This is a genomic window from Sporosarcina sp. P20a (genome assembly GCF_002743175.1).
Lineage (GTDB): Bacteria > Bacillota > Bacilli > Bacillales_A > Planococcaceae > Sporosarcina.
The window spans coordinates 1-21,091 of the sequence record NZ_PDYT01000022.1 but is presented as its reverse complement, the minus strand read 5'-3'; the positions used below and the strand labels follow the sequence as shown (position 1 = coordinate 21,091).

Here is a 21,091-nt window from a genome sequence, read left to right as displayed (position 1 = left end):
CGTCATTCCTCCGATTTCTTGCGGGCGTAGCGCTCCGTCTTATACCAACGCGCTTCCTGCCCGAGGATCATTCGCTTCGTTTCTAAAATGAGCGCATGCAGAACGAGGATAATCCACATCTGCGAATACGTGAAATACATTAAAATAACATAGAAAAAATTCTTTCGAGTCATCTCTGTTCGTTCAATGCTTAACGCAATCGTCACTTCCCCAATGAATAATAAAAACGCGAGTCCCCATAACACGAGCGCAACGTTGCCGATTCCTAACTGTATATCGAAGAACAGACTAGCGATGAAGATCGTGTTCGAAATAATGACGCCTATGAAGAATAGAAAATAAGTAAAAAAGAAGTAAAATAGGTCAAAGATGATACGCTTACGTTTTAATTTGAATATCTGCGTCAGAAATTTTAGCACGACGTATTGATTACCGCGCGCCCAGCGAAGTCGCTGATTCCACCAGACCTTTAGCGTTTCCGGCTCCTGTTCCCAAGTGATTGCTTTCGGGAAGAAGCGGATATGATAGCCGAGATTATAGACACGAATCGTCAGTTCGGTATCTTCCGCCATCGCTTTGACATCCCAGCCGCCTAGTCGTTCCATAATGTCACGGCGAATTGCGAAGTTCGTACCTGGAATCGTGGCGACTTTAAACCAGCTCCAGCGTCCAGCCTGCGCCATCCACTGGAAGCAGATCGTTTCGATGTTGATGAAGCGTGTCAGCCATGTTTCTTTTGCATTGATGACACGGAATTTCCCTACAACGGCACCCGCCATCGGATCATTCAACAGTCCCATGACCAAATACCAAACCGCCATCCGTTCAGGTGTGTTATCTGCATCGTAAACTGCGATAAAATCACTTTCCGAATGTGCTAATGCTTCATTCAGCGCGGATGATTTGCCGATCCCTTTATTCGGCTCGGTCGTCTCAATCATGCGAATAAACGGGAACTTCTTTGCAAACTCCTGCACAATTTCCCCCGTTCTATCAGACGAATTATCATTGATGACAATCACATCTAGCTTCTCTTTCGGATAATAGAGTCGTGACATCGCCTTCAGTGTCTGCGCAATGACGACTTCTTCATTATGTGCAGGAATGAAAACTGCGATAGTCGGCAACTCCCCCATGTTCTTTTCCCACTTCGGGATGACTTTTTCGAATGAACGATAGTGCCGATACCCGCCTTGCATGAGGAACATATGATAAAGCAACATGACCCAGATCAACGTAAGCGATGTATAAAATAGAATATTAACCAAGGCGATCACGCTCCTCAAACAGACGTTTTTTTAACCGTAACCGCAGACTCAGTACATACACTGCAAACGCAACAAGGAATAACGCGACGACCACTACGATCATCCAGAGCGATGCATTGATCGGATTTTCCTGTATCATCTTGGTCCACTTCTGCCATTTTGTAATCGAAGAAGTAGACTGTGCTCCTTCTTCCGTATACCGAATCGTAATATCTGGCGTATGCACACTAGGATTCATTTTGGAAAAATCAATCCACTTCATGCCTGGTACCGATTCCATCAGCCGAACCATTTTAGGCAAATACGACGCGCCGATATATGTGTGATACAATCCACCAATCACTGAACCAGGTACAGTCTGCAACTTGTTTATGTTCTGCTTCATTTCTTCTAGTGGCTCCGCCTCATCTGGTTCCACATAGCCAATCGTTTCCGGATACAGCGTCATGCCGGATAATCGGCTAGGTTTGGAGACGAAAAGTGGCATATTGACCAAGTGGCCATCCGTATCGCTTACTTGCATACGGCCGAATAACGTGGTGAAGTACTCTGAAGTAGCCGCGTATCCATTCGCACTCATCGTATATTGTGGAATTTTAACACCTATCGGATAAAGTCCGACATCTACGAGATGTTCAATCGCTAGTCTCTGTTTCGTGTGAACCATAGCAGATTCTGCCTGCAGATCTGCCGCGCGATAATTCATATAATCTTCATTTGACGAAAAATGTGTAGGTGATTGAATAGATGACGGCAACAAGTCAATCGGTGAAGAGCCAATCGGTTGATTCAGCTTCATATCCCAAAACTCATAGCCGACGAACTGTTCATCCAGGCGATAGCTGTGATCATAGCCATTGACGATCACCACACCACCGCGCATCTGAAGTAACTTCAATTCTTCGACTAACTCTTTATTCGTAGATAACAAGACCTTTTCTGCGGTCTCGGGGTTCACATGAACAGGCGTGACCGACAGGATGAACGGAATCCCATGGTCCGCTAAATACTCCCCTGCTTCACGGACATCATTCACTTTGGATATCGGCGTGATACCTTCGAGCTGGATGTACGCTGGATGTGTCATGGGATGTTTTACATCAAATATGTCATACAAAGCGCGTGACAAAACATATTTTTCCTCTGTACTGAATTCTGTCGTGGCAATGAATGAAACATTTTCATGCCGAACGATATACGGTATGCGCTGGTCAATCGTTTCCGCTTCCGCCAGTAACGTCGAGCCTTTTGGAGGAATAGCGTGGACCACCGATTTCGCCACGTCGAGCAAGTCGCCGTCGACACTACTGATGCGTTGCTCTTGTATGAAATCCCACTTCTGAAACTGCGGCAATTGATCCGCATTATGGCCAAAGACGAGTAACATCCCGTTGAACTGTCGAAGCTCACGCTGTATATTTTCTGGAACCTTTGCGACTGCATCTCCAACAACCACGATATGCTTGTATGTTTGAACAGTTTCCGGACGGATGTCTTCCGCTGCGATTACATCGATTGAGTCGACGAACGCCGATAGATTCGCTTCGGCCATGACGATTCGTTCATTCATTTCGCCGTCAGCTGTCATGTAGAGCAATAACAGACGCTCAGATGAATCAGCTTGTGCAGGAATAGGTAGCAGTAGCAGCAACAACGACACGAAAACTAGAAATTTATAGTTCACAGACCAACATCTCGCTTTCGAGTTGCTCGATCAATTCCACATGACTGTGCATGTTCTTCTCTTTCGTATAGACTTCATGCGCCACGCGAAACGTCAGCGAAATATACTTCCCATTCGACAACTGATGATTTTGTAGAGATTTCTTTAACTTTTCAAATACTACATCAATGAATGCATCGCCGGTATGCGTCAGCAATAGAGCAAAACGATCATCCGCATAGCGGAATTTCCTATCCGTTGAACGGATGACCGACTGCATATGATCAGCAAGTGAGGTTAACAAATACGTATACTCCTTATCGCCATAAAGAGTATGGAACTCTTCGAGGAAATCTATCTTCAATATAACCAACGTGAATGCCCCACCATAGCGATTAGTGCGACCGATTTCAATATCGAGTTCACCTTCCATGCGATGGCGATTATCAAAACCTGTCTCAGAATCGACAGCAACCAAAACGCGCAATTCCTTCTGGAGTTTACGTGTATGGCGATTTTGTTGCACGATTTGATCATGAATAGCTCCCGCCACCAGTACCGTCAATAATAAAATAAAACCGAAAACTAGCAAACTCCGTAAGGAAACCGTCAACGGATTAATGAATGTATCTGGCCTTAAAAAGAGTACTATCAAAGACGTCCCCATAACGAAAATTGAAAACAAACTACCTACCAATCCGACCACAGGACCTGCGAGTAGTGCCAAAACCGTCAGCAACAGTAAGAATACTGACAGTAACATTCCCGTCTGTCCTTGCTGCGAGAAGTAAAAAGCTACTGCTTGCAGACCGATTACTAAAAACGATAGTGACAGTAGCGTTTTAGTCTCTGGCTTAAAAAACTCCTTCATCATTCCCCCTCCTTTCAGCAATCAGAGCTAAAAGATTATCAAACGGATGTGTACTCTTTGAAGCTACATCAATATAACCACCATAATAGGACTGATTCGGATCCGTTTGTTGCATTGCTTTCATACTCCCGTAAAGCTCTACCGCCAAGTCATTCTCCTCCGTTTCAATCGCGAGTAGAATCCCAAGCGCATAGACCGCTACGGCTTCAAATTCAACTATGGGTTCACCTTCAGTCAAATCATAACGACCGAATAACTTCCCTTCTCTTGCGTATGTTTGACGGATGAATCCCACTAATTTCGAAACGTCCCCTCCCCACTGTGCATGGTGATAGCTCATATATAACTGATCGATCATGTTCGCTTCTGTTTCAAATATATAGCTATGCGTCGGCAAGTCGTAAGTCTTGGGCAAAAACCCAAGAGGAGTATTCGGCGCGTTTATCAACAACGCACGAGTTTTTCCGTAAGCTTCGTTGTCATGCGTTTTCATCCTATTTAATGCAGATGGGATTAAATAGCTAAGCGTCACTTGTTGTCCTTGACCTTTCGTTTTCACGTCTACGTAATCTACGAATATATGTTGATTAATTTGAAAGTCAACGAGTGCATTTTCTATTTTCTGCGCTAATTTTAGATACGAAGAATCCGACCATTTCTCTGCCGCATCATAGAGTGCATTCATAATCCGCAAGTCGTCAATAAAGGCATTGGCGGTAGCTTTCTCTTTATTTTTCACTTCCCACGTAACCAATCCATCGCGCGTCAAAAAGTACTTTTTCAGCACGTCTACTTGCTGATCAAAAGACTTTTGATCATCCCCCAACACCAAATATTCCATCCATAAGCCCACCGTCTCAGACAAGTACTCATTTTTCCGTGATGTTAAATCCGTTGCAATTCTTCCATCATCCTGCATGAGGTGATCACGAATGAAACGTTCTGCCAATGGAGCATCCTCCCTGCTGACCGGCGGCTTATTTGCAAAGATCGTATAATATTTCAGTCCGAGTAGTGCCAATAAAACGATAGCTAAAATTAGTATCCACTTCTTCATGTTACGAGCCCCCCTCTAGAACTTAATTCACGCTAGGTAAGATATGTTTAGTAACTATATAAATGACTAATCATGAAAAAACCAGTCAAGATATTGGTACTATTATTCCGGTTATATTGTTAACATCTTCATTTCATCTACTTCTTATATACTATAATTCAAGGTTATTAGTATGATTATATGCATTTATACCTAAAAAAGACTGCAGTTTGGTTGTTTGTAATCCATATGCATGAAAGGTTTGATCGTTACATGTAAGAATACAGACGAAGCTGACTGTCTGATTGATTATCCGGTTTCGCTTGAACATGAATTTCTCCACACCTGAGATACTGTCTGTCCAAAATCTACTCTATTTCTCTACATCTCACACACTGTATACCCGAATATTGAAAGTTCAGTACAAGTCGAGAATAATCACTACTACACGTGATAATTGCTCTACTTATTTCACTCTTCGCAATTAATTTCTAACCCGTTCCATTGACAAACGTCAGTGTATTGGATAGTATTGTCAAATTGTCTAATTATCATTTTAAAACTAGGGGGATGGAAAATGGCCGATGAAAAAGGGTTGAAGCCAGGCGAATCCAAAGCTTCACAAGCACCGGATACTAGTCGTCGTCGATTTATGAAAAATTCCGGTATGATCGTCGGAGGAGTTGCAGGTGGTTCTTTACTTGGCGGACTATTAACTAACCAATTTAAATCAGAGAATAGTACGCCGGTAAAAGAGGAGAAGAAAACAGCAGAGCCTACACAAGCGCGCATGTTCTTTGAAAGATACGAGGACTTTGTTGTTCTTGAACAAGCTACTGAACGCATACTACCAGAAGGTGCAAGTGGTCCAGGAGCAATTGAATTAGGGGTTCCGTATTTTATTGACAAACAAATGGCGGGCATTTGGGGGATAAATGGAACCGATTACAGACAAGGTCCATTTACAGTTGTAGATCCACCGGTTGATCAATCGAGTTTGAACAGAGGCCAGATTATGGTGACGGGACTTCGGAAAATGAATGACGAAAGTAAAAAACGTTTCGACGTTACATTTGATAAAGCTGAAGAAGATCAGCAAATTGAGATTATGCAAGACTTTGAGAGTTCTAAAGTGAAATTACGTGGCGTGAGTTCTGCTGGTTTCTTCGGATTGCTTCGTGAACTGACGATGGAAGGCGCTTATTCTGATCCACTTTACGGTGGTAATCGCAATATGGCTGGCTGGAAAATGCAAGAGTTCCCAGGGGCTGTACCTTCCTACGCTGATATCATTGAAAAAGATGAGTTCGTTCAACGAGATCCAATGAGTCTAACAAGTTATCAACAAAAATCGTAATATAAGGGGTTACTTACATGGCTGAAAAACTAGATAAAGTGGACGTAGTCGTCATTGGAAGTGGTTGGGCTGGAGGAATAGCTTCCGCTGAACTGAGTAAAGCGGGCTATAAAGTCGTCTGTTTAGAGCGAGGTAAAGAGCGAAGCACGAAAGATTTCATTGGTTCAAAAGATGAACTTCGTTATACAAAGCGTCATGAATTAGCGCAAGACTTAACGAAACAAACTATGACTTTCAGAAATAATGTCGGAGATGACGCGATTCCGATGCGTAAACATAATGGCTACCCGATTTATGACGAAGGTACAGGCGGCACATCGGTTCACTGGTCAGGCTGGTCGTATCGTTGGCTTCCATTTGATTTTGAAATTCGCACTAAAATCATTGAAAAATATGGTGAAGAGCGTATTCCAAAAGATATGATCGTACAAGACTGGGGTGTTACGTACGATGATATGGAACCCTACTATGATAAGTGGGAAAAAACGGCTGGAATTTCTGGTGAAGTGAATCCTCTAGGACCGCCACGTTCTGATGCCTATCCAAATCCGCCAATGAAAGAATCACCTGCTATTCGATTGTTTACAGAAGCTACGGAGAAACTAGGCTACCATCCATTCCGTATGCCCGCTGCAACGATCTCACAACAATATGTCAATCCAGATGGCGAAACGATCAATGCGTGTGTATTTTGTGCATTTTGTTCCATGTACGGCTGTGACTTTGCTGCTAAAGCCGACCCGATCGTAACGGTTCTGAAGACAGCACAAAAAACAGGGAACTTCGAATTACGTAACAACGCGCACGTAAAACGAATTCTGCATGATGGTAAAAAAGCGACAGGCGTATTATACGTAGATCCACTTACTCTTGAAGAATTTGAACAACCGGCAGATTTGGTTGTGTCGGCTGCCTTCTTCTCAGGAAACAATCGTTTAATGATGTTATCTGGAATCGGCGAGCCATACAATCCCGAAACTGGAAAAGGCGTAATCGGTAAGAGCTTCACGTCCCACTACACAGGAGTCGGTGGGAACTCAGCTACTGCCTATTTTGAAGAAAAGAAATTCAATACATTTGCAGGAGCTGGTGCATTAGGTTCTGTAATTGATGATTTCAATGGTGACCATATCGATAATACGGATACAGACTTCCTTCATGGATTTAACATCAGTATTTTCCAAGACGGTGCTGCAGCCATTGCCAATAACCGTGTTCCCCAAGGCACGCCGTATTGGGGTAAAGAGTTTAAAGAAAAATCCGTTCATTATGCGCACCGTTATTTAAATATTGGTGGGATGCAAGGCACAATGCCACATACACATAATTATCTGGACTTGGATCCAACGTATAAAGACATATACGGTGATCCACTTCTAAGAATAACAGCGAAGTTTACGGATCAAGAACGCAATATGGCAAAAATGATTGCGGAAAAATGTGCAGAAATCGCGGAAGCAATGGGAGCAGATATTGTCAACACTCCACCTGTACCTGATGATATAGAAATGACTTCTACAAGCGTCAATACACACGCAGCTGGCGGTGTTATTATGGGTGAAGATCCAGAAACGTCAGCTGTTAACACGTACTCACAAGTATGGGATATGGAAAACGTATTTGTTGTCGGCGGCTCTTCATTCCCACACTTCGGTAACTCCAATCCAACTGAAACCATTGGTGCATTTGCTTACCGCGCTGCAGAAGGTATGATTAACTACCTTAAGGGCAACGGCGGTTTACTAGTCGAAAGTAAGACAAGTAAAGAAACGGTTTAATATAGAAAATCCACACAAAAAGCATCTGCGTAAACGTAGATGCTTTTTGTGTGGATCATATATCATGTATTGATTTACTGGTGTCTGGTTGGGTATTCATTAGCTAAACGTGTTTTTCACTTTGAAGTCTTTACCTGTTTTCACAGGACGTGCAGATGTTGCCTTCGCTTCATCCGATTTCTTGAAGATACCAAATGGCTTTCCTACCGGTATGAATTCTCTGCCGAAATGTTCGTTCAGAACTGCTGCCCCCGCTCCGTAGAACGACAGCAATGAAATAATCATTTCTGAGTAGGCCGCCAATTGCTGAGGAAATGCACCGAATAAGCCAAAGCTATCGAGCGCCAAGCCGATAAACAGAAAGTTGATGAAGAAAAATATAGAGAATAAGACCTTATGTGTTTCCATCGCACCGATCGTCAAAAATAGAGTGAGAATCAGATAGCCGACGAATGCGAAACCTAATTGATGCGGATCCACTCCTGCCGCCAGTGTTTCTCCGAAGATCCCTCGTTGCATCATCCAAGAGGCAGCAACCGCAAGCCAGAAAAGTCCGTATGCACCGAATGCCGTAGCACCAAATGTGTTATTACGCTTCGTATCGATCACGCAAGCAAATAATTGAGCGAAACCACCGAGCAGTATCGCCCAAGGGATAACAAAAGAAACATCTGTCGTGATGCCCAATTTTTGTGACGACGCAACGAGTGTTACCATCGCCAAACCGAACAGTCCTATTGCAGAAGGATCTGCGTTAACTATTTTTGTTTCTTGATTTTGATGTATACTCATGACAACCTCCTGTAAATCCAACCAAACCTCACTCATACTAGCACTAATTACTATTTCAGGAAATCAGTTTTTCATAATTCCTTTCAATAAAATTAATGTTTTGATCGATTTGTGCTGAATTAGTCAAAATTGGAAGTAAATTTCATGATTAGCAGACAAATTCCTAACCTTCTATATCTCGTTTAGTAAATTGATTGATACCAAGGATAAGCAAAACAACAGCCACTGCCACCAATCCACTCGCATGCAGCCAGTTCATGTCCTCAATTGGCAACTTGGAAACATAGCCGAATGGCGAAAGCTTTTCCATCCATCCAGGAAACTGGAACAAACCCCCTAAATACTGCGTAAGGAATCCGTAAAATAAATAGAGCCAAATGAATCCCGTCGCCTTTTGTGCGATCCCTATCAAACACATGCTAATCGCAATCATCACGACCACCGCTGGAAAGTGAACGATACTAGCTTGCCATACGGTTAAGAACGCGAAGGGATCTTCCATAGATGTGGTGCCAGCTAACCATAAACCGAGTGCCGAGAAGCTCAGCATCGCAAATCCAGTGCACAACGCCAATACCAAATAGGAAACTAGTAACTTGTTTCTTGAAACCGCGCGACCTAGCAAATGATCTACGCGTGATTTCCGCTCTTCGCCTACTACTTTATGAATGGAAAGCAATGCGGGAATCGTACTGATAAACGCAAGTACCGCCATTAGCATCGGCAGAAACTGAGTAGTCAATGAACTGTTTTCATCCGCCACAATCATCGCAGCGAGCATGTCGTTGTCTTGAAAGAACGAATCCAAATCGCCGAGAACGGAACCGTAAGACAACCCGAGTACTAGCATGCCGATTGACCATGAAATGAACGCGGTTCTTTGTAGTCGCCACGCGAGTCCAATCGGATGACGCAACAAAATCGAAGCATGTGCACGACCGCTTCTGGACGGAAGAAAGCCTGAGCCAATATCGCGTTTGCCCTGCAGAATGATTGCTAACGCGAACCATACAAGACTTGTGATAACTAATCCCCCTACCGGCAACCAGTTATTGTCGCTGTACGGCTGAACTTGCGTAAGCCAGCCAAACGGTGGAATCCACTCGGTAATTGATCGCAATACATAACAGCCGATCATCACGGTAAACGACAGACCGACTGCCCCCCGCGAACTTTCCGAGAGTTGCGAGCAAACTGCTGTCACCCCTGCAAAAAACAAGCCGATCGCACCAAGCGATGCGCCGTAAATAAGTGATCCAGCTAATCCCATACTGTCGAATGAAAGACTATATAATCCGACACCGATTAACAACGCGAGTAGCAAATTGACACCGAATAGCGTAAGCATCGAAGCCGTTAGTTGCGAATGTCGAGCAATCGGCAATGAACGTAGTAATTCCGCCTGCCCCTCTTCTTCCTCTGCCCGCGTATGGCGCACCATCAATAAAATATTCATAATGGCGACTGCGATGGCGGTCATCAACAGCATTTGATGGGAGACCATGGCGCCGAGCGTGTAATTTGCCAGATCTCCAGGTCCTACCATTGCCTCCATCGCGGGATTTTTCATCGTTTCCGCCATTAAATTACGATCTTGCTCAGTCGGATATAATTCATGGAACGCAGGCGGTACGACAAGCGTCATGGCGGTGATTCCCACTAGCCACCACATATAACGCATGCGATCTTGCCGGATCATGAATCGGGATAAACGGAGAACACCTGCAAATGAGGCCCCCTTCATCACACGTCCCTACCTTCCGCGGCTTCTTCATAATGCTGCATGAATAGATCCTCAAGCGTAGGCGGAGCACTTTCGATCTTCCGTATACCGTGCTCGCTTAGCTTGTGCATAATCGCTTCCATTTCCTCTGCATCCGCATGAAATGTCCAGCCGGTTTCTGTCGGTACTACATCATGGACACCTTGCCACGAAGCGAGCGCCTCAATTGGAGTTCTCGTCTCCACTGTCAGCTGCATTCGTGTCAAATGCCGAAGTTCATTCAACGTACCGCACTCGATCAGACGCCCTTGCCGGATGATACCCACGCGATCGCATAGCCTCTCGACTTCTGACAAAATATGGCTCGATAGCAACACCGTCTTCCCTTCCGCTTTCACTTCTGCCACACATTGCTGAAACACTTTTTCCATTAAAGGATCGAGTCCAGACGTCGGTTCATCTAACAGAAATAATTCCGCATCAGAGGCAAATGCCGCCACCAAAGCAACTTTCTGCCGATTTCCTTTCGAATACGTTCGGCACTTCTTCGTCGGATCCAGCTGAAAACGTGCCAGTAACTCTTCACGCCTTTGTTCATGAACATTCCCTTGTAGACTAGCGAATAAATCAATCACTTCGCCACCAGTTAGCTGCGGCCATAAATTCACGTCGCCCGGCACATACGCAACACGTCGATGAATTTCCACCGCGTCTCTCCATACATCCTTGCCGAAAATCGTTGCCGTTCCCTCAGTAGCACGAAGCATACCAAGCAGAACTCGAATCGCTGTCGACTTCCCTGCCCCATTCGGTCCAATGAAACCGAACACTTCGCCGTTCTTCACTGTCAAATCCAGTCCATCTAACGCCTGATGCTTACCGAAAGTTTTCGTCACTTGCTTCATCTCAATCACATTCATCTGCATGCCCTCCCTTAGTTTGAGTCAGAGCTTGTTGTTGATTGTAGTGTAGCATATGACGATCATACTGAAGACATTTCATTTAGTTGCACCAAAAAACAGACACGCGATGCATGCCTGCTTTCCTACTACTTATCCAATTAATCAAACACCATATCATCTTCTTCACTAACAGCCGCATACACGTGTAGATAAGGCCCCAATTTACTCACTCGGACCGTAATACCGTAGTAAATCCTATGACTACCTGGTACTACCTTACTATCCGGGAAGTCCACAAAGAATTCTCCTGTTTTCTTTGGCGTAATACGGAACACATTCGTCCCCGGATCTCGCGACACGGTCGCAATTTCCTCACTTCCCTTAGGCAGCACATGCTGACCAAGAAGAGCGCCATCCCAAATCTGCAACACTTCATTCGGCTTGATCGGGGTGATATGCGTGTAATAATAAAATTGATCTTTGTGCTCAGTAGACGTAACGTAATAACGCATAACTTTGCCATCCTCATACTTGACCGTCGCAATGAATTTTCCTGGCTGATCAAAATAGATCACATGACAATATTGAAGCGTATCATTTTCGCATCGCTCAAATTTGACACGTTCATTCACCAGATCCCCTTCCTCTGTAGAAAGAGAAATCGACTCTGCATCTATGAACGCTTCGTTGTTTTCTCTTCTTTCATAATGCATCCATAGTTCTGCTGGTGTCGAATAGATATCAGTTGTCTCTTCCAATGAAATATCCCATGCACCATTGACCTTTTTGACATGCACATAGTACTTTCTGTAGTTTTTATCATCTGTATCGGATGAAGCTACTCCTGAAAAGGTAAGTGTAGCGGTTCCTTCTTTCTTCGGCACAATATGAATCATCGTTTTCAAATTCACTTGACTCGGTATTTCACTGTCTCCCACAATATCAAATATATCCGAGTTCGTTTTGCTGACATCGTTGAATCTTTTCCATTTAAAATCTTTCGCATGCATCGTCAGAATCCCTGGCTTTACATCTTCTGCTGCTTTCAGTAACTTTGCTGCTTGACCTCTTGTAATCGAAGCATTTGGGCTGAATGTCGTTGGAGACGTACCTGTTGTCAGCCCAAGTTGATACAGACTATAAATTCCATCTCTGTGGCCGTTTTTATGCACAACATCTTTAAATCCATAATCCGGATCACGATACAGCGGCAATTCGAACGCTTTGATAATGATTGAAGCCATTTGCGCACGTGTAATCGAATCGTTCGGTCCGAATCGTCCGTCACCATAGCCATTGATGACACCTTTTTGCGCTAATGCCGCAATCGCCTTATAGTAACCATTTGCAGTCGAAACGTCTTTGAATTTCGGATCTTTTACGTTCGTAGTCTCAAGTTTCGTCAACTTCACGATAATAGCAGCCGCCTGCCCTCTCGTGATTGATTCGCTCGGACGAAATGTTCCGTCTGGATAGCCTCCAATTATATTGCGTGACGCCAACTCATTCACCGCTTCCGCAAAATGCTTCGAATCTGGAACGTCCGGAAATCTCGTTTTGTCTGCAGCAGCGCTTGATAAAGGAAAACCGCATACTAGCAAAATCACCCCAAGTAACGCTATCATTTTATTCTTCATTCGACTTCATCCTCTCCATAATCTAGTAATATAACGTACAGACGTAGAAATACAGAGATAGTTTCAAAACTTTTTGAATTGATCTCCTTCTGGAGAAATGCACTACTTATTAGAAATCAACCTTTTTTGAATAATCAAACACCACGCGGTATAGTAATACTAATACAAAGGAGGTTCCTAGTATGAATACGAAACGTTTTGAAATAATCGAGAAACAAGGCAAACTGCAGCAATTCAAAGTAATCCGTGACAATGAAACAGGCGTGCTTTATATGTCCAGAGCACAAGATTACGGTCTTGGAATGACAGTCCTCGTCGACGCGAATGGAAAACCACTCGTGGATGAAGAGTATTTACGATCGGGTCGCTAAACTATGTAGACATCCACACTCTATCTGTTTCTCAATGAATAAGATTCTTTCAAGCGGACATACTGGCTACTACTAGATTGTCAATATAGGAGTGTGAATAGGATGTTGATTTGCGAAGCTTGGACTAAATATGAAGCAGATAAACGCATTGAGGGATATTCTCCTTTGACACTAAAAATGTACAGTTATCAATGTGCCATGTTGAAACGATTTATCGGTGATGTATCCATGGAAGATATCACAACGGATGAACTAAAAACCTATCTGATTGAAAGCGGCAGTCACTTAAAGCCTTCAAGTCTCGGACACCGTGTTCGATTCATCCGATCATTATTCAAATGGACACATGAAGAAGGATTTATGGCGAAAAATCCAGCGTCTAAATTAAAAGAGCCTAAAATGGGTCAACGCATCCCAAAGTTCCTTTCCAAACATGAAATAGAACATTTACGCGAAGCCTGCGACACCACGATGGAGAAAGCCTTGTTCGAGTTTTTCTTTTCAACCGGTTGCCGTATAGGAGAAGTAGCTACACTCAATCGGCAAGATATCGATTTCATCGGCAACTCGGTCATCGTGCTCGGTAAAGGTGACAAAGAACGCGAAGTGTATTTCAATGTACGGTGTGCGATTTGGCTAAAACGATATTTAGAAGAACGCGACGATCAAGACCCCTGCCTATTCGTCACCGAGCGGAATCCGAAGAAACGTATGAGCATCGATACACTGCGTTATACTCTCAAGCGTGTATCGAAACGCTCAGGTATTAATAAATGCATACACCCTCACCAGTTGCGGCATAGTTATGCTACGCATCTGATTAACAACGGTGCCCCGCTTGAAGTAATCCAAAGTTTACTTGGACACGAAAAAAGTGAAACTACACGAATTTATGCGCACTTGAGCGGGAAACTACGCCATGACTTGTATAGTAAGTATTTTTAATGTGGATCAACTGTAAAGATACTTATGACTATTCGTCAATCCTAAGAACGATACGAAAACAGTATACATCCATTTAAAGACCCCCCTCACGGAATTTGTAAGGGGGTCTTTAAAATATGAATTTGTGTATTTGGTCGTTTGTTACGCTGGTATCATAAAGTCATGATTCCTGAAAAAGACTTCTTCCACTTGCACAAATGGCATGTTCAGAACGATGCTGAACTATTATTTATTAAAGGACTTTGAAAAGGCATTGAAATAGCATGAAATTTTGAGTAGTATTGTAAAATATATACAGATACAAAAAGCACGAATTGAAACATCAAATCCATAGCGATAGAAATAATCTTAATAAGTAGTTGCTTATTTGTTTCTGTGGGTTTGGGTTTATGATGATGTTCCATAAACGGGCCATTTAAAGTTATAAGAAAAGCATTACTATGAATCAATTAGGTTGTGAGGGGTGAAAATATTGGCTTCACAAAAGAACAGTAAATGGTCACTTGTTTTAAGTATGGTAGGTGTAATTGCATTTAGGATAAGTTATCTTATATCTGAAAACCCAACTTTATTAGAAAAGGTCGTTATAGGAACATTCTTTTTCTCTGGAATTGCCCTTATGATAGGCGGTATTATTTTAGGTATTCGGGCATTCAAAATGGAGAAAGGAAAACTCAAATATTTGGGTTTTGCAGTAATAATTCTCTTTATGATTAGTTTAGCTTTACCACTATTGCTAATGGCTTTATTTGGGTTTGGAGGATAACTTGTATAAGTCACTTCTTCAAACGGGTGCGTTTATGGAACACAACCGTTCAACAATAGGGCCATTTTGCGAAGTAAGAAAGTGTGAAAAATACTAGTCTGGGGAGATTAGAAATGAAAGATTGTTTATTTTGCTATCCAGAATTAGAACCAACCCAAAACGTAATTATGGGCAATGAATTTTGTATGTTTTTACAGTTAGACCAAGCCAACCAGGAAGGTATTCAACTTGAAGGTGCAGGAATAATTGTACCAAGGAAACATAGGGAAACAGCCTTTGACTTAACGCTTGAGGAATGGAATGCTACATACACACTTCTTCAAGATGTGAAAAGATACTTAGATGAAAAATACCAACCGCAGGGATATAACATTGGTTGGAATTGTGGTGAAGTTGGGGGGCAGCATATATTCCACTCGCATTTTCACGTGTTACCAAGATATGAAGATGAACCACTTGCAGGTAGGGGTATTAGATATATGTTTAAGAATCCCAATAATCAAAGACTAGATTCTTAATATATTTGGTTATTGATAAATCGTAGTACCGCATTCGGATGCGTTTCTTGAAGAAAGAATTGCACCTGTTTGAAGTAATCGGGCCACTTTTGCAAAAAAACAGTAAATAAGATTGTTTGAAAGGATTGGAGGGTTAACCATTTTCCTTGTAGTGATTATCATTTTATTAATTGTTATGTACTTATTGTTCAGTGGAAAAGCTCTGTATAATAAATGGATGAAAATATTGGTGACATCTTATTATCTTATTATTACTTTCGTATTTATCTATGGTTATCATCGTATTCACAAGAAATACAATATGTATGACGGACCTGTCATACCAGAGGGCTGGGATGTGAATAGTAATTGGGCATACGGGTTTAGTTTTGCTTTTATCATACCAATCGCGATTCTTTGTTTATATGCAATAATTCAAAATATAAAGCCGATGGAAAAAAATCGTTGGACTTATTTTATAAAAGCTATATTGCTTAGTGTAATAGTATTATTTTTTTTATTTAGTATTTTTAATCTTGCATATGGTTTGAGTCCTTGATTTGGTTTACTAGCCATGGTTAATTTAACGGATGTGTTTCTTGCATAAGATTTGTGCTTCAATCGGGCACGCTTAAGACTGAATTAGGGTTGTATTATAATAGAGCCAAATTGATGGGTTAGAGAAGATGATCTGTAATGAAAAATGAATATTCACGGAAATGAATTGCGTAATTAAACATAGAGAGGGAAATTCCATGTCAAATAGAAATGTAAAAGTATTCAGGGTGTCATTCATTAGCTTTATGTTTCTACTTACTGGAATAATGTTCGCTGCCTGTTCGAATACTGAGGCAGGAGATCTAAATGAAGGTAGGTTTACAGTTGGCAGTATGTCCTATGATGATTTCCCTCCAGATAACTCTTACTTCTTGGTCGTGCCTATTGAATGGACCGGAAGCCAACCTGCTGTTATTGACTCCATTAAGATAGTGATTGGCGACGCAGAGATACCAGATACTGAGGGTATCTCTTACGAGTTTTACGGTGGACGTCCAAATAAAGCCATTGGAGTTTATCCCGAAGATACTATAGGTGGAAAACAAAATATTCAAGGATATGAGGTCAAAGAAGAAGGACGTCTTATTCTGAAAGTGAAATTAAGTAACGTAAATAAAAATACTAATAGGCAGTTGAAAATCCATTATAGCGTAAACGGAAAAAATAGAGAGCAAACTATATCAACGTCAACTGTAGAAGAACTTTCAACTAAATAGTTCATCAAAAGGGTGCAATTCTCGTAGACGAATTTGCCCCCTTTTCATTAACTGATTCATTATAATATAGTGGAATTCTTTATTCATTAATTAAAATATAATATAACTTGGTACTATTTATAAATTCCATTTCATCCTTGCATAGACAACAAGCATCAGAAAGTTCGCAGCAGCACTAATAGCCGTACCATAAGCAATCGCGGAAGCGCCAAATGAGTCCATCATCAGATAGATAACTGCTAAATTGATGCCGAAGACACTAATTACACTAAATATTACAGGCACCATTGAGTTTGCCTTTGCATAGTAGAATCGAGTGATAAATGTATTCGCAGCGAGGAAAAACATTGAGAGCGAAAATGCACGGAATATCGGCACCGTAAGCAAGACTGACTTACTAGTAAATTCTTCACGTTCAAAAACAAGACTGATTAGCGGCTCTGCAAATAAATATGCGATAGCTGTTACTGGTACGAGTAGAGCGAGTAGATAAAGCAAACCTTTTTTATAAAGAGTTCGGATCGTCTCATTGTCACCCTCACCTTCTTTTTTACTAAGGAGAGGATAAATTACGGTCGTTACTGCAGTCATCAAGATTGCCTGCGGAAGTCCAGTCGATTTTGAAGCAATATTAACTGCGGTAGTTACTCCTTCTCCAAACCAGCCAGACACAATCCTATGAATAAGAATATAGAACTGTAAAGAAGCTCCACCAAACAATATAGGCAAGGCTATAACCCATAACCTCTTAACATCTTCAGACATGCCAAAAGATAGTTTTAATGAATATAGTTTCGATTTTCGAAATCCAACATAAAGAAATCCACCCATCAACAGTGCACTACACAATGCACCTATTCCATATGATTCGGGACCGAAATAACTGGTTAAAAAGACAGCTATTCCAACGAAAGCGACATTATACAAAAGAATTGAAAAACTGGATAGATTGTATTTACCGTTTGTATTTAGCACTCCACTCATCCACGTTGATAAGACAAGAATAATTGAAGATGGCATCATCCAAAGGTATAGATTGCGTAACAATTCATACTCCTCTGCACTCTGAGTCTTGAAAAATAGTTTCAAAGTGGGATCTACAAAGATGATTAATGTAACGGTGACGAAAACTGCTGTCATAAGAATGGTCGTAAGTGACTTTCGAACATACATAGTTTTATCTGATCTTGTCGAATGATACACGGATATAAATGCCGTCGTTAATCCACCACCAACAACGAGGTAAATAAAGTTTGGAATTGAGTATGCGTTTGCAATTGCATCAGCAGTATTCGACGTACCATACTCATTCGTTATAGCTATCTCTCTAATAAAACCAAATAACCTGGCCAGTATATTAATGATCGCAACGGCCCCAATAATCTTCATCATTTTACTCATTGATACAATCTGACCCTTCTTCACGGAACTAAATGCAAAAATGATTCCGTAGTAATTTATCAAACGGAGACTATGCAATGTTTTAAGCACAACTGTTCCATAGATTATATCAGAGTTGTCTTACATGAAATGTAAAATCCTTCAAAACGGTAAAATAAGTTTCGGCAATCGGAGGTATCAATCTGTAGACCACATATAATTAAAATAAAAAGACGACTATGAATATAATAATGAATTTCAATCGTCGTTACACAGTTATGTAAAGAGAAGTATTCCTTTATTATCATACGTATTAAACTAAGGTAGTTTAATACATGCGGCAATCGGGCGCAATTCCGGAATTAAAGATTGTGCCTTTTTCGAGCCACAAGATATGATAAGTGGGATTGTTATTTTGTGTTTGACAGGAGGGACTTAAAAGCAATGGCTTTAAGAAAAGTACCAGACAAAGAATTTACACTTACTCTTCATGCGGAAGAGTGGGAATATATCTTAGCAGCGTGCGAGGAAATGTCTTGTGTATACGAGAGGTCTGATCCGATAGCCCACTGTTGTGATTTGAACGAGATGGTTCCGAAAATCAGATGGATGATGGGTATTCCCACTACTGATGATGGCGATGATTATTTTGAGAAATGATATATTTTAATTTTGTATTCATCTATAATCGGTCTCGATTCTAGTATAAAGAATCTGCCTCTTTTCAGTAATAGGGCCAGTTTACTACAAGAAGGGGTTAATTAACTTTTAAAGAATATTTGTAGAGGGAGGTGTCCATTTGAAAAGGATATTATTAGGATTAGTTGTTGTTATGGCAATGGTTTTTTTATACATATATCAGTCACCTATTATGAGTACAAATGATGCGATAGTCAGTGCAGAAAAACATTTGCAAAATCCACCAAAGGAGTGGAGAAAGTCAATATCTTATGTTGATTTAAAGGAAATCCCAATGGAAAATGTTAGTGTATCTCTAAATAAAAAGAGTGGGTTCTGGAACGATTTAACAAATAGAAAGCAATGGGAAGTAACAATAAAATATGATGGTAGTAAACCAACTGTTGTTATAGATGCTTATACTGGGGATTTTATTGATTTATATGGACCGTTAAATTAAGAGGTTACATTTTCATTGTTCAACGATCAATTCGAAGTGTGAAATTAAGAGTTATCGGAAAGGAGCAGATGAAATGGATTATTTGTGGTTTCTAATTAAAGAGCGTTACATGCTTCTTTCTATTTTTCTATTTTTTATATTTGTGAACTTGTTTTTACTTTTAGCTATTTGGAAAAAGCGTTCTGATATGCCTAAAAGCTTAACCGTAATAATAACTATAATTTGCACGATCATAATTGTTTTATCAATATTTGCATTAGTATTTGCAGTTTCCTTTGGATATAATTCCTGAAAAAAATTCCGACAATCGGGCGCGATTATTTAAGAAATGTCTCTGTTCTTCTTCAACTAACGGGGCAGTTTAGTTGAATAAGCAGTTAACTATTGAGAACACTAAAAAACGAGGTGTTTTCTTATGAAAAGAGTTCTTATTTTAATTATTGCTATTTCTCTTTTTGCTGTTTTAACTAAAGCTAACGCAATAAATGAATATGATGAAATTGCTAAGTCTGATAAAGCGGATGTTACCCTTTATGCAAAAAAGATGAATGGATTATATACAGATTTCAAAATTGAATTTCAAGGTAGCATCCTTTCGAAACCTTACTGGATGAACACTACAAATCCCGCTTGGTCCCCGGAAATTATCTATGAGGATATCAATCGAGACGGCAAAAAAGAACTGATCATAATTTTGACTAAAGGTACAGGTACTGGAGTTTTAGAACGCGAAGTTCATGTTTTCCAAATACAACAGCGAAAATCCGATAAGATACAGTTTGAGATGCCGGTTGAGGTGCTGGTTGATGATCCAATAGCGATATTATTAAAAAACGTAAAAACCGAGTTAACGCCAAACAAAGCTAATGTTAGTATTGGTGACAAGAAATATACAATTGATATTAAACCTTTGGGAATTCAATCCGAAAATTTATTTAGTGATATATACTTTGGTAATATGATCGATTTTGAAATAAAGGACAATCAACTTATTGCAAAAATCGGAGGACAAATTTCTCCGGCAGGAGGATATATAGGTGATATTCAAATTACGTATATATTCAAAGATAAAATGTATCAAGCCAAATCAATTGAATTTAAACCAAATGAATAATGTGTTGTTAAACTAACGGGTGCGATTGCGGGATAAAGGATTTGTGCGGATTCAATAATCGGGCCAACGTATGAACTACACTTGCATTAAATAAGCAAATTCAAAACACAGTGTTTATTAACTAATCTAATGTTCGAAGGGATGATTAAAATTCTGGAAATTATTTTCAACAATTTTCTTTTTTGGTTTGTATGGCTACCTCTTATACTTTCAATTTCCATAATTGTTGTTTATAAAAAAGAAAATAAAGACTTTATAAAACCTTTGTTAATATTTTTAGGAGCCTACTATATCGCAAGAACAGTATTTTATATCCTATAACATTTATTCCAATTTCCTTTTGGTATGAACCTATAGCAAAAAAATTCTCGGCATAAACAGTTCTTTTCGATTGCTTTGCAAGAGATTGAATCTATATCGCAATCGGGGGCAATTCTTGAAAATGGATCTGGCTCATTCTGCAATCGGGCCAGCGCGACAAGTTCTGTGATAAATGCCTTCGGCATGAAAATACAGGAAATTTATTATGTAAATTTCAACTTTACAACGAAGAATAGGAATGACGAAACCATGTTTTCT

At 40.8% G+C, this 21,091-nt stretch carries 20 protein-coding genes; 11 read left to right on the top strand and 9 right to left on the bottom strand.

What is annotated here, in order from left to right; translation table 11 throughout:
• Positions 1 to 2: 2 nt before the first annotated feature.
• Genes CSV72_RS13785 through CSV72_RS13770 form a run of 4 tightly spaced genes read right to left on the bottom strand, consistent with a single transcriptional unit; the run spans position 3 to position 4,859 of the window.
• Positions 3 to 1,268, bottom strand: coding sequence for a glycosyltransferase family 2 protein (locus CSV72_RS13785; protein WP_099678836.1), 1,266 nt, complete (start codon positions 1,266 to 1,268; stop codon positions 3 to 5).
• Positions 1,261 to 2,952, bottom strand: coding sequence for a DUF2334 domain-containing protein (locus CSV72_RS13780; protein ID WP_099678835.1), 1,692 nt, complete (start codon positions 2,950 to 2,952; stop codon positions 1,261 to 1,263). The genes CSV72_RS13785 and CSV72_RS13780 overlap by 8 nt, the downstream gene beginning before the upstream one ends.
• Positions 2,942 to 3,802 (bottom strand): diguanylate cyclase domain-containing protein, encoded by an 861-nt coding sequence (locus tag CSV72_RS13775; RefSeq protein WP_158232223.1) that lies wholly within the window; start codon positions 3,800 to 3,802, stop codon positions 2,942 to 2,944. The genes CSV72_RS13780 and CSV72_RS13775 overlap by 11 nt, the downstream gene beginning before the upstream one ends.
• Complete coding sequence (locus CSV72_RS13770) at positions 3,786 to 4,859, bottom strand: glycosyl hydrolase family 8 (protein WP_099678833.1); 1,074 nt, start codon at positions 4,857 to 4,859, stop codon at positions 3,786 to 3,788. Before CSV72_RS13770 ends, CSV72_RS13775 begins: the two co-directional genes overlap by 17 nt.
• Before the next feature lie 556 nt (positions 4,860 to 5,415).
• Here CSV72_RS13770 and CSV72_RS13765 point away from each other — a divergent pair.
• Together CSV72_RS13765 and CSV72_RS13760 are read left to right on the top strand one after the other, a co-directional pair.
• A complete protein-coding gene (locus CSV72_RS13765; RefSeq protein ID WP_099633972.1) occupies positions 5,416 to 6,195 on the top strand; it encodes a gluconate 2-dehydrogenase subunit 3 family protein in 780 nt (259 codons plus the stop codon).
• 17 nt (positions 6,196 to 6,212) lie between these two features.
• Positions 6,213 to 7,973 (top strand): GMC family oxidoreductase, encoded by a 1,761-nt coding sequence (locus CSV72_RS13760; protein ID WP_099678832.1) that lies wholly within the window; start codon positions 6,213 to 6,215, stop codon positions 7,971 to 7,973.
• A gap of 99 nt (positions 7,974 to 8,072) precedes the next feature.
• Here the strand turns inward: CSV72_RS13760 and CSV72_RS13755 are convergent, their stop codons facing one another.
• The 4 genes from CSV72_RS13755 to CSV72_RS13740 all read right to left on the bottom strand — a co-directional run bounded on the left by CSV72_RS13755 (position 8,073) and on the right by CSV72_RS13740 (position 13,027).
• A complete protein-coding gene (locus CSV72_RS13755; protein WP_099678831.1) occupies positions 8,073 to 8,765 on the bottom strand; it encodes an acetate uptake transporter in 693 nt (230 codons plus the stop codon).
• 163 nt (positions 8,766 to 8,928) lie between these two features.
• A complete protein-coding gene (locus CSV72_RS13750; protein WP_233191301.1) occupies positions 8,929 to 10,437 on the bottom strand; it encodes an ABC transporter permease in 1,509 nt (502 codons plus the stop codon).
• A gap of 71 nt (positions 10,438 to 10,508) precedes the next feature.
• A complete protein-coding gene (locus CSV72_RS13745) occupies positions 10,509 to 11,408 on the bottom strand; it encodes an ABC transporter ATP-binding protein (protein ID WP_099678829.1) in 900 nt (299 codons plus the stop codon).
• Between the two features lie 140 nt (positions 11,409 to 11,548).
• Positions 11,549 to 13,027 (bottom strand): S-layer homology domain-containing protein, encoded by a 1,479-nt coding sequence (locus CSV72_RS13740; RefSeq protein WP_099678828.1) that lies wholly within the window; start codon positions 13,025 to 13,027, stop codon positions 11,549 to 11,551.
• A gap of 182 nt (positions 13,028 to 13,209) precedes the next feature.
• Here CSV72_RS13740 and CSV72_RS13735 point away from each other — a divergent pair, with 182 nt between their 5' ends.
• The 5 genes from CSV72_RS13735 (at position 13,210) to CSV72_RS13710 (ending at position 16,880) form a co-directional block, all read left to right on the top strand.
• Positions 13,210 to 13,398 carry a DUF6440 family protein gene (locus CSV72_RS13735; RefSeq protein WP_099678827.1) on the top strand — a complete coding sequence of 63 codons (189 nt, stop codon included), beginning with the start codon at positions 13,210 to 13,212 and terminating at the stop codon, positions 13,396 to 13,398.
• A 102-nt stretch (positions 13,399 to 13,500) separates the two neighbouring features.
• Positions 13,501 to 14,343 (top strand): tyrosine-type recombinase/integrase, encoded by an 843-nt coding sequence (locus CSV72_RS13730; RefSeq protein ID WP_099678826.1) that lies wholly within the window; start codon positions 13,501 to 13,503, stop codon positions 14,341 to 14,343.
• Between the two features lie 472 nt (positions 14,344 to 14,815).
• Complete coding sequence (locus CSV72_RS13725; RefSeq protein WP_099678825.1) at positions 14,816 to 15,109, top strand: hypothetical protein; 294 nt, start codon at positions 14,816 to 14,818, stop codon at positions 15,107 to 15,109.
• A 113-nt stretch (positions 15,110 to 15,222) separates the two neighbouring features.
• Positions 15,223 to 15,627: an HIT family protein gene (locus CSV72_RS13720; protein WP_099678824.1), complete on the top strand. Its 405-nt coding sequence runs from the start codon at positions 15,223 to 15,225 to the stop codon at positions 15,625 to 15,627.
• Between the two features lie 734 nt (positions 15,628 to 16,361).
• On the top strand, positions 16,362 to 16,880 hold the full coding sequence (locus CSV72_RS13710; protein WP_099678822.1) for a hypothetical protein: 519 nt from the start codon (positions 16,362 to 16,364) through the stop codon (positions 16,878 to 16,880).
• Between the two features lie 117 nt (positions 16,881 to 16,997).
• On the opposite strand, the gene murJ is transcribed toward CSV72_RS13710, so the two are convergent.
• Positions 16,998 to 18,272: a murein biosynthesis integral membrane protein MurJ gene (gene murJ, locus CSV72_RS13705; RefSeq protein WP_233191300.1), complete on the bottom strand. Its 1,275-nt coding sequence runs from the start codon at positions 18,270 to 18,272 to the stop codon at positions 16,998 to 17,000.
• Positions 18,273 to 18,704: 432 nt separating this feature from the next.
• Here murJ and CSV72_RS13700 point away from each other — a divergent pair, with 432 nt between their 5' ends.
• From CSV72_RS13700 to CSV72_RS17055, 4 genes are all read left to right on the top strand, one after another.
• Positions 18,705 to 18,920 (top strand): hypothetical protein, encoded by a 216-nt coding sequence (locus CSV72_RS13700; protein ID WP_099678820.1) that lies wholly within the window; start codon positions 18,705 to 18,707, stop codon positions 18,918 to 18,920.
• A 139-nt stretch (positions 18,921 to 19,059) separates the two neighbouring features.
• Positions 19,060 to 19,398, top strand: a complete 339-nt coding sequence (locus CSV72_RS13695) for a PepSY domain-containing protein (RefSeq protein WP_099678819.1) — start codon at positions 19,060 to 19,062, stop codon at positions 19,396 to 19,398.
• 415 nt (positions 19,399 to 19,813) lie between these two features.
• Positions 19,814 to 20,512, top strand: coding sequence for a hypothetical protein (locus tag CSV72_RS13685; RefSeq protein WP_099678817.1), 699 nt, complete (start codon positions 19,814 to 19,816; stop codon positions 20,510 to 20,512).
• A 396-nt stretch (positions 20,513 to 20,908) separates the two neighbouring features.
• On the top strand, positions 20,909 to 21,091 hold a 183-nt coding region (locus tag CSV72_RS17055), incomplete at its 3' end, for a hypothetical protein (protein WP_233191297.1).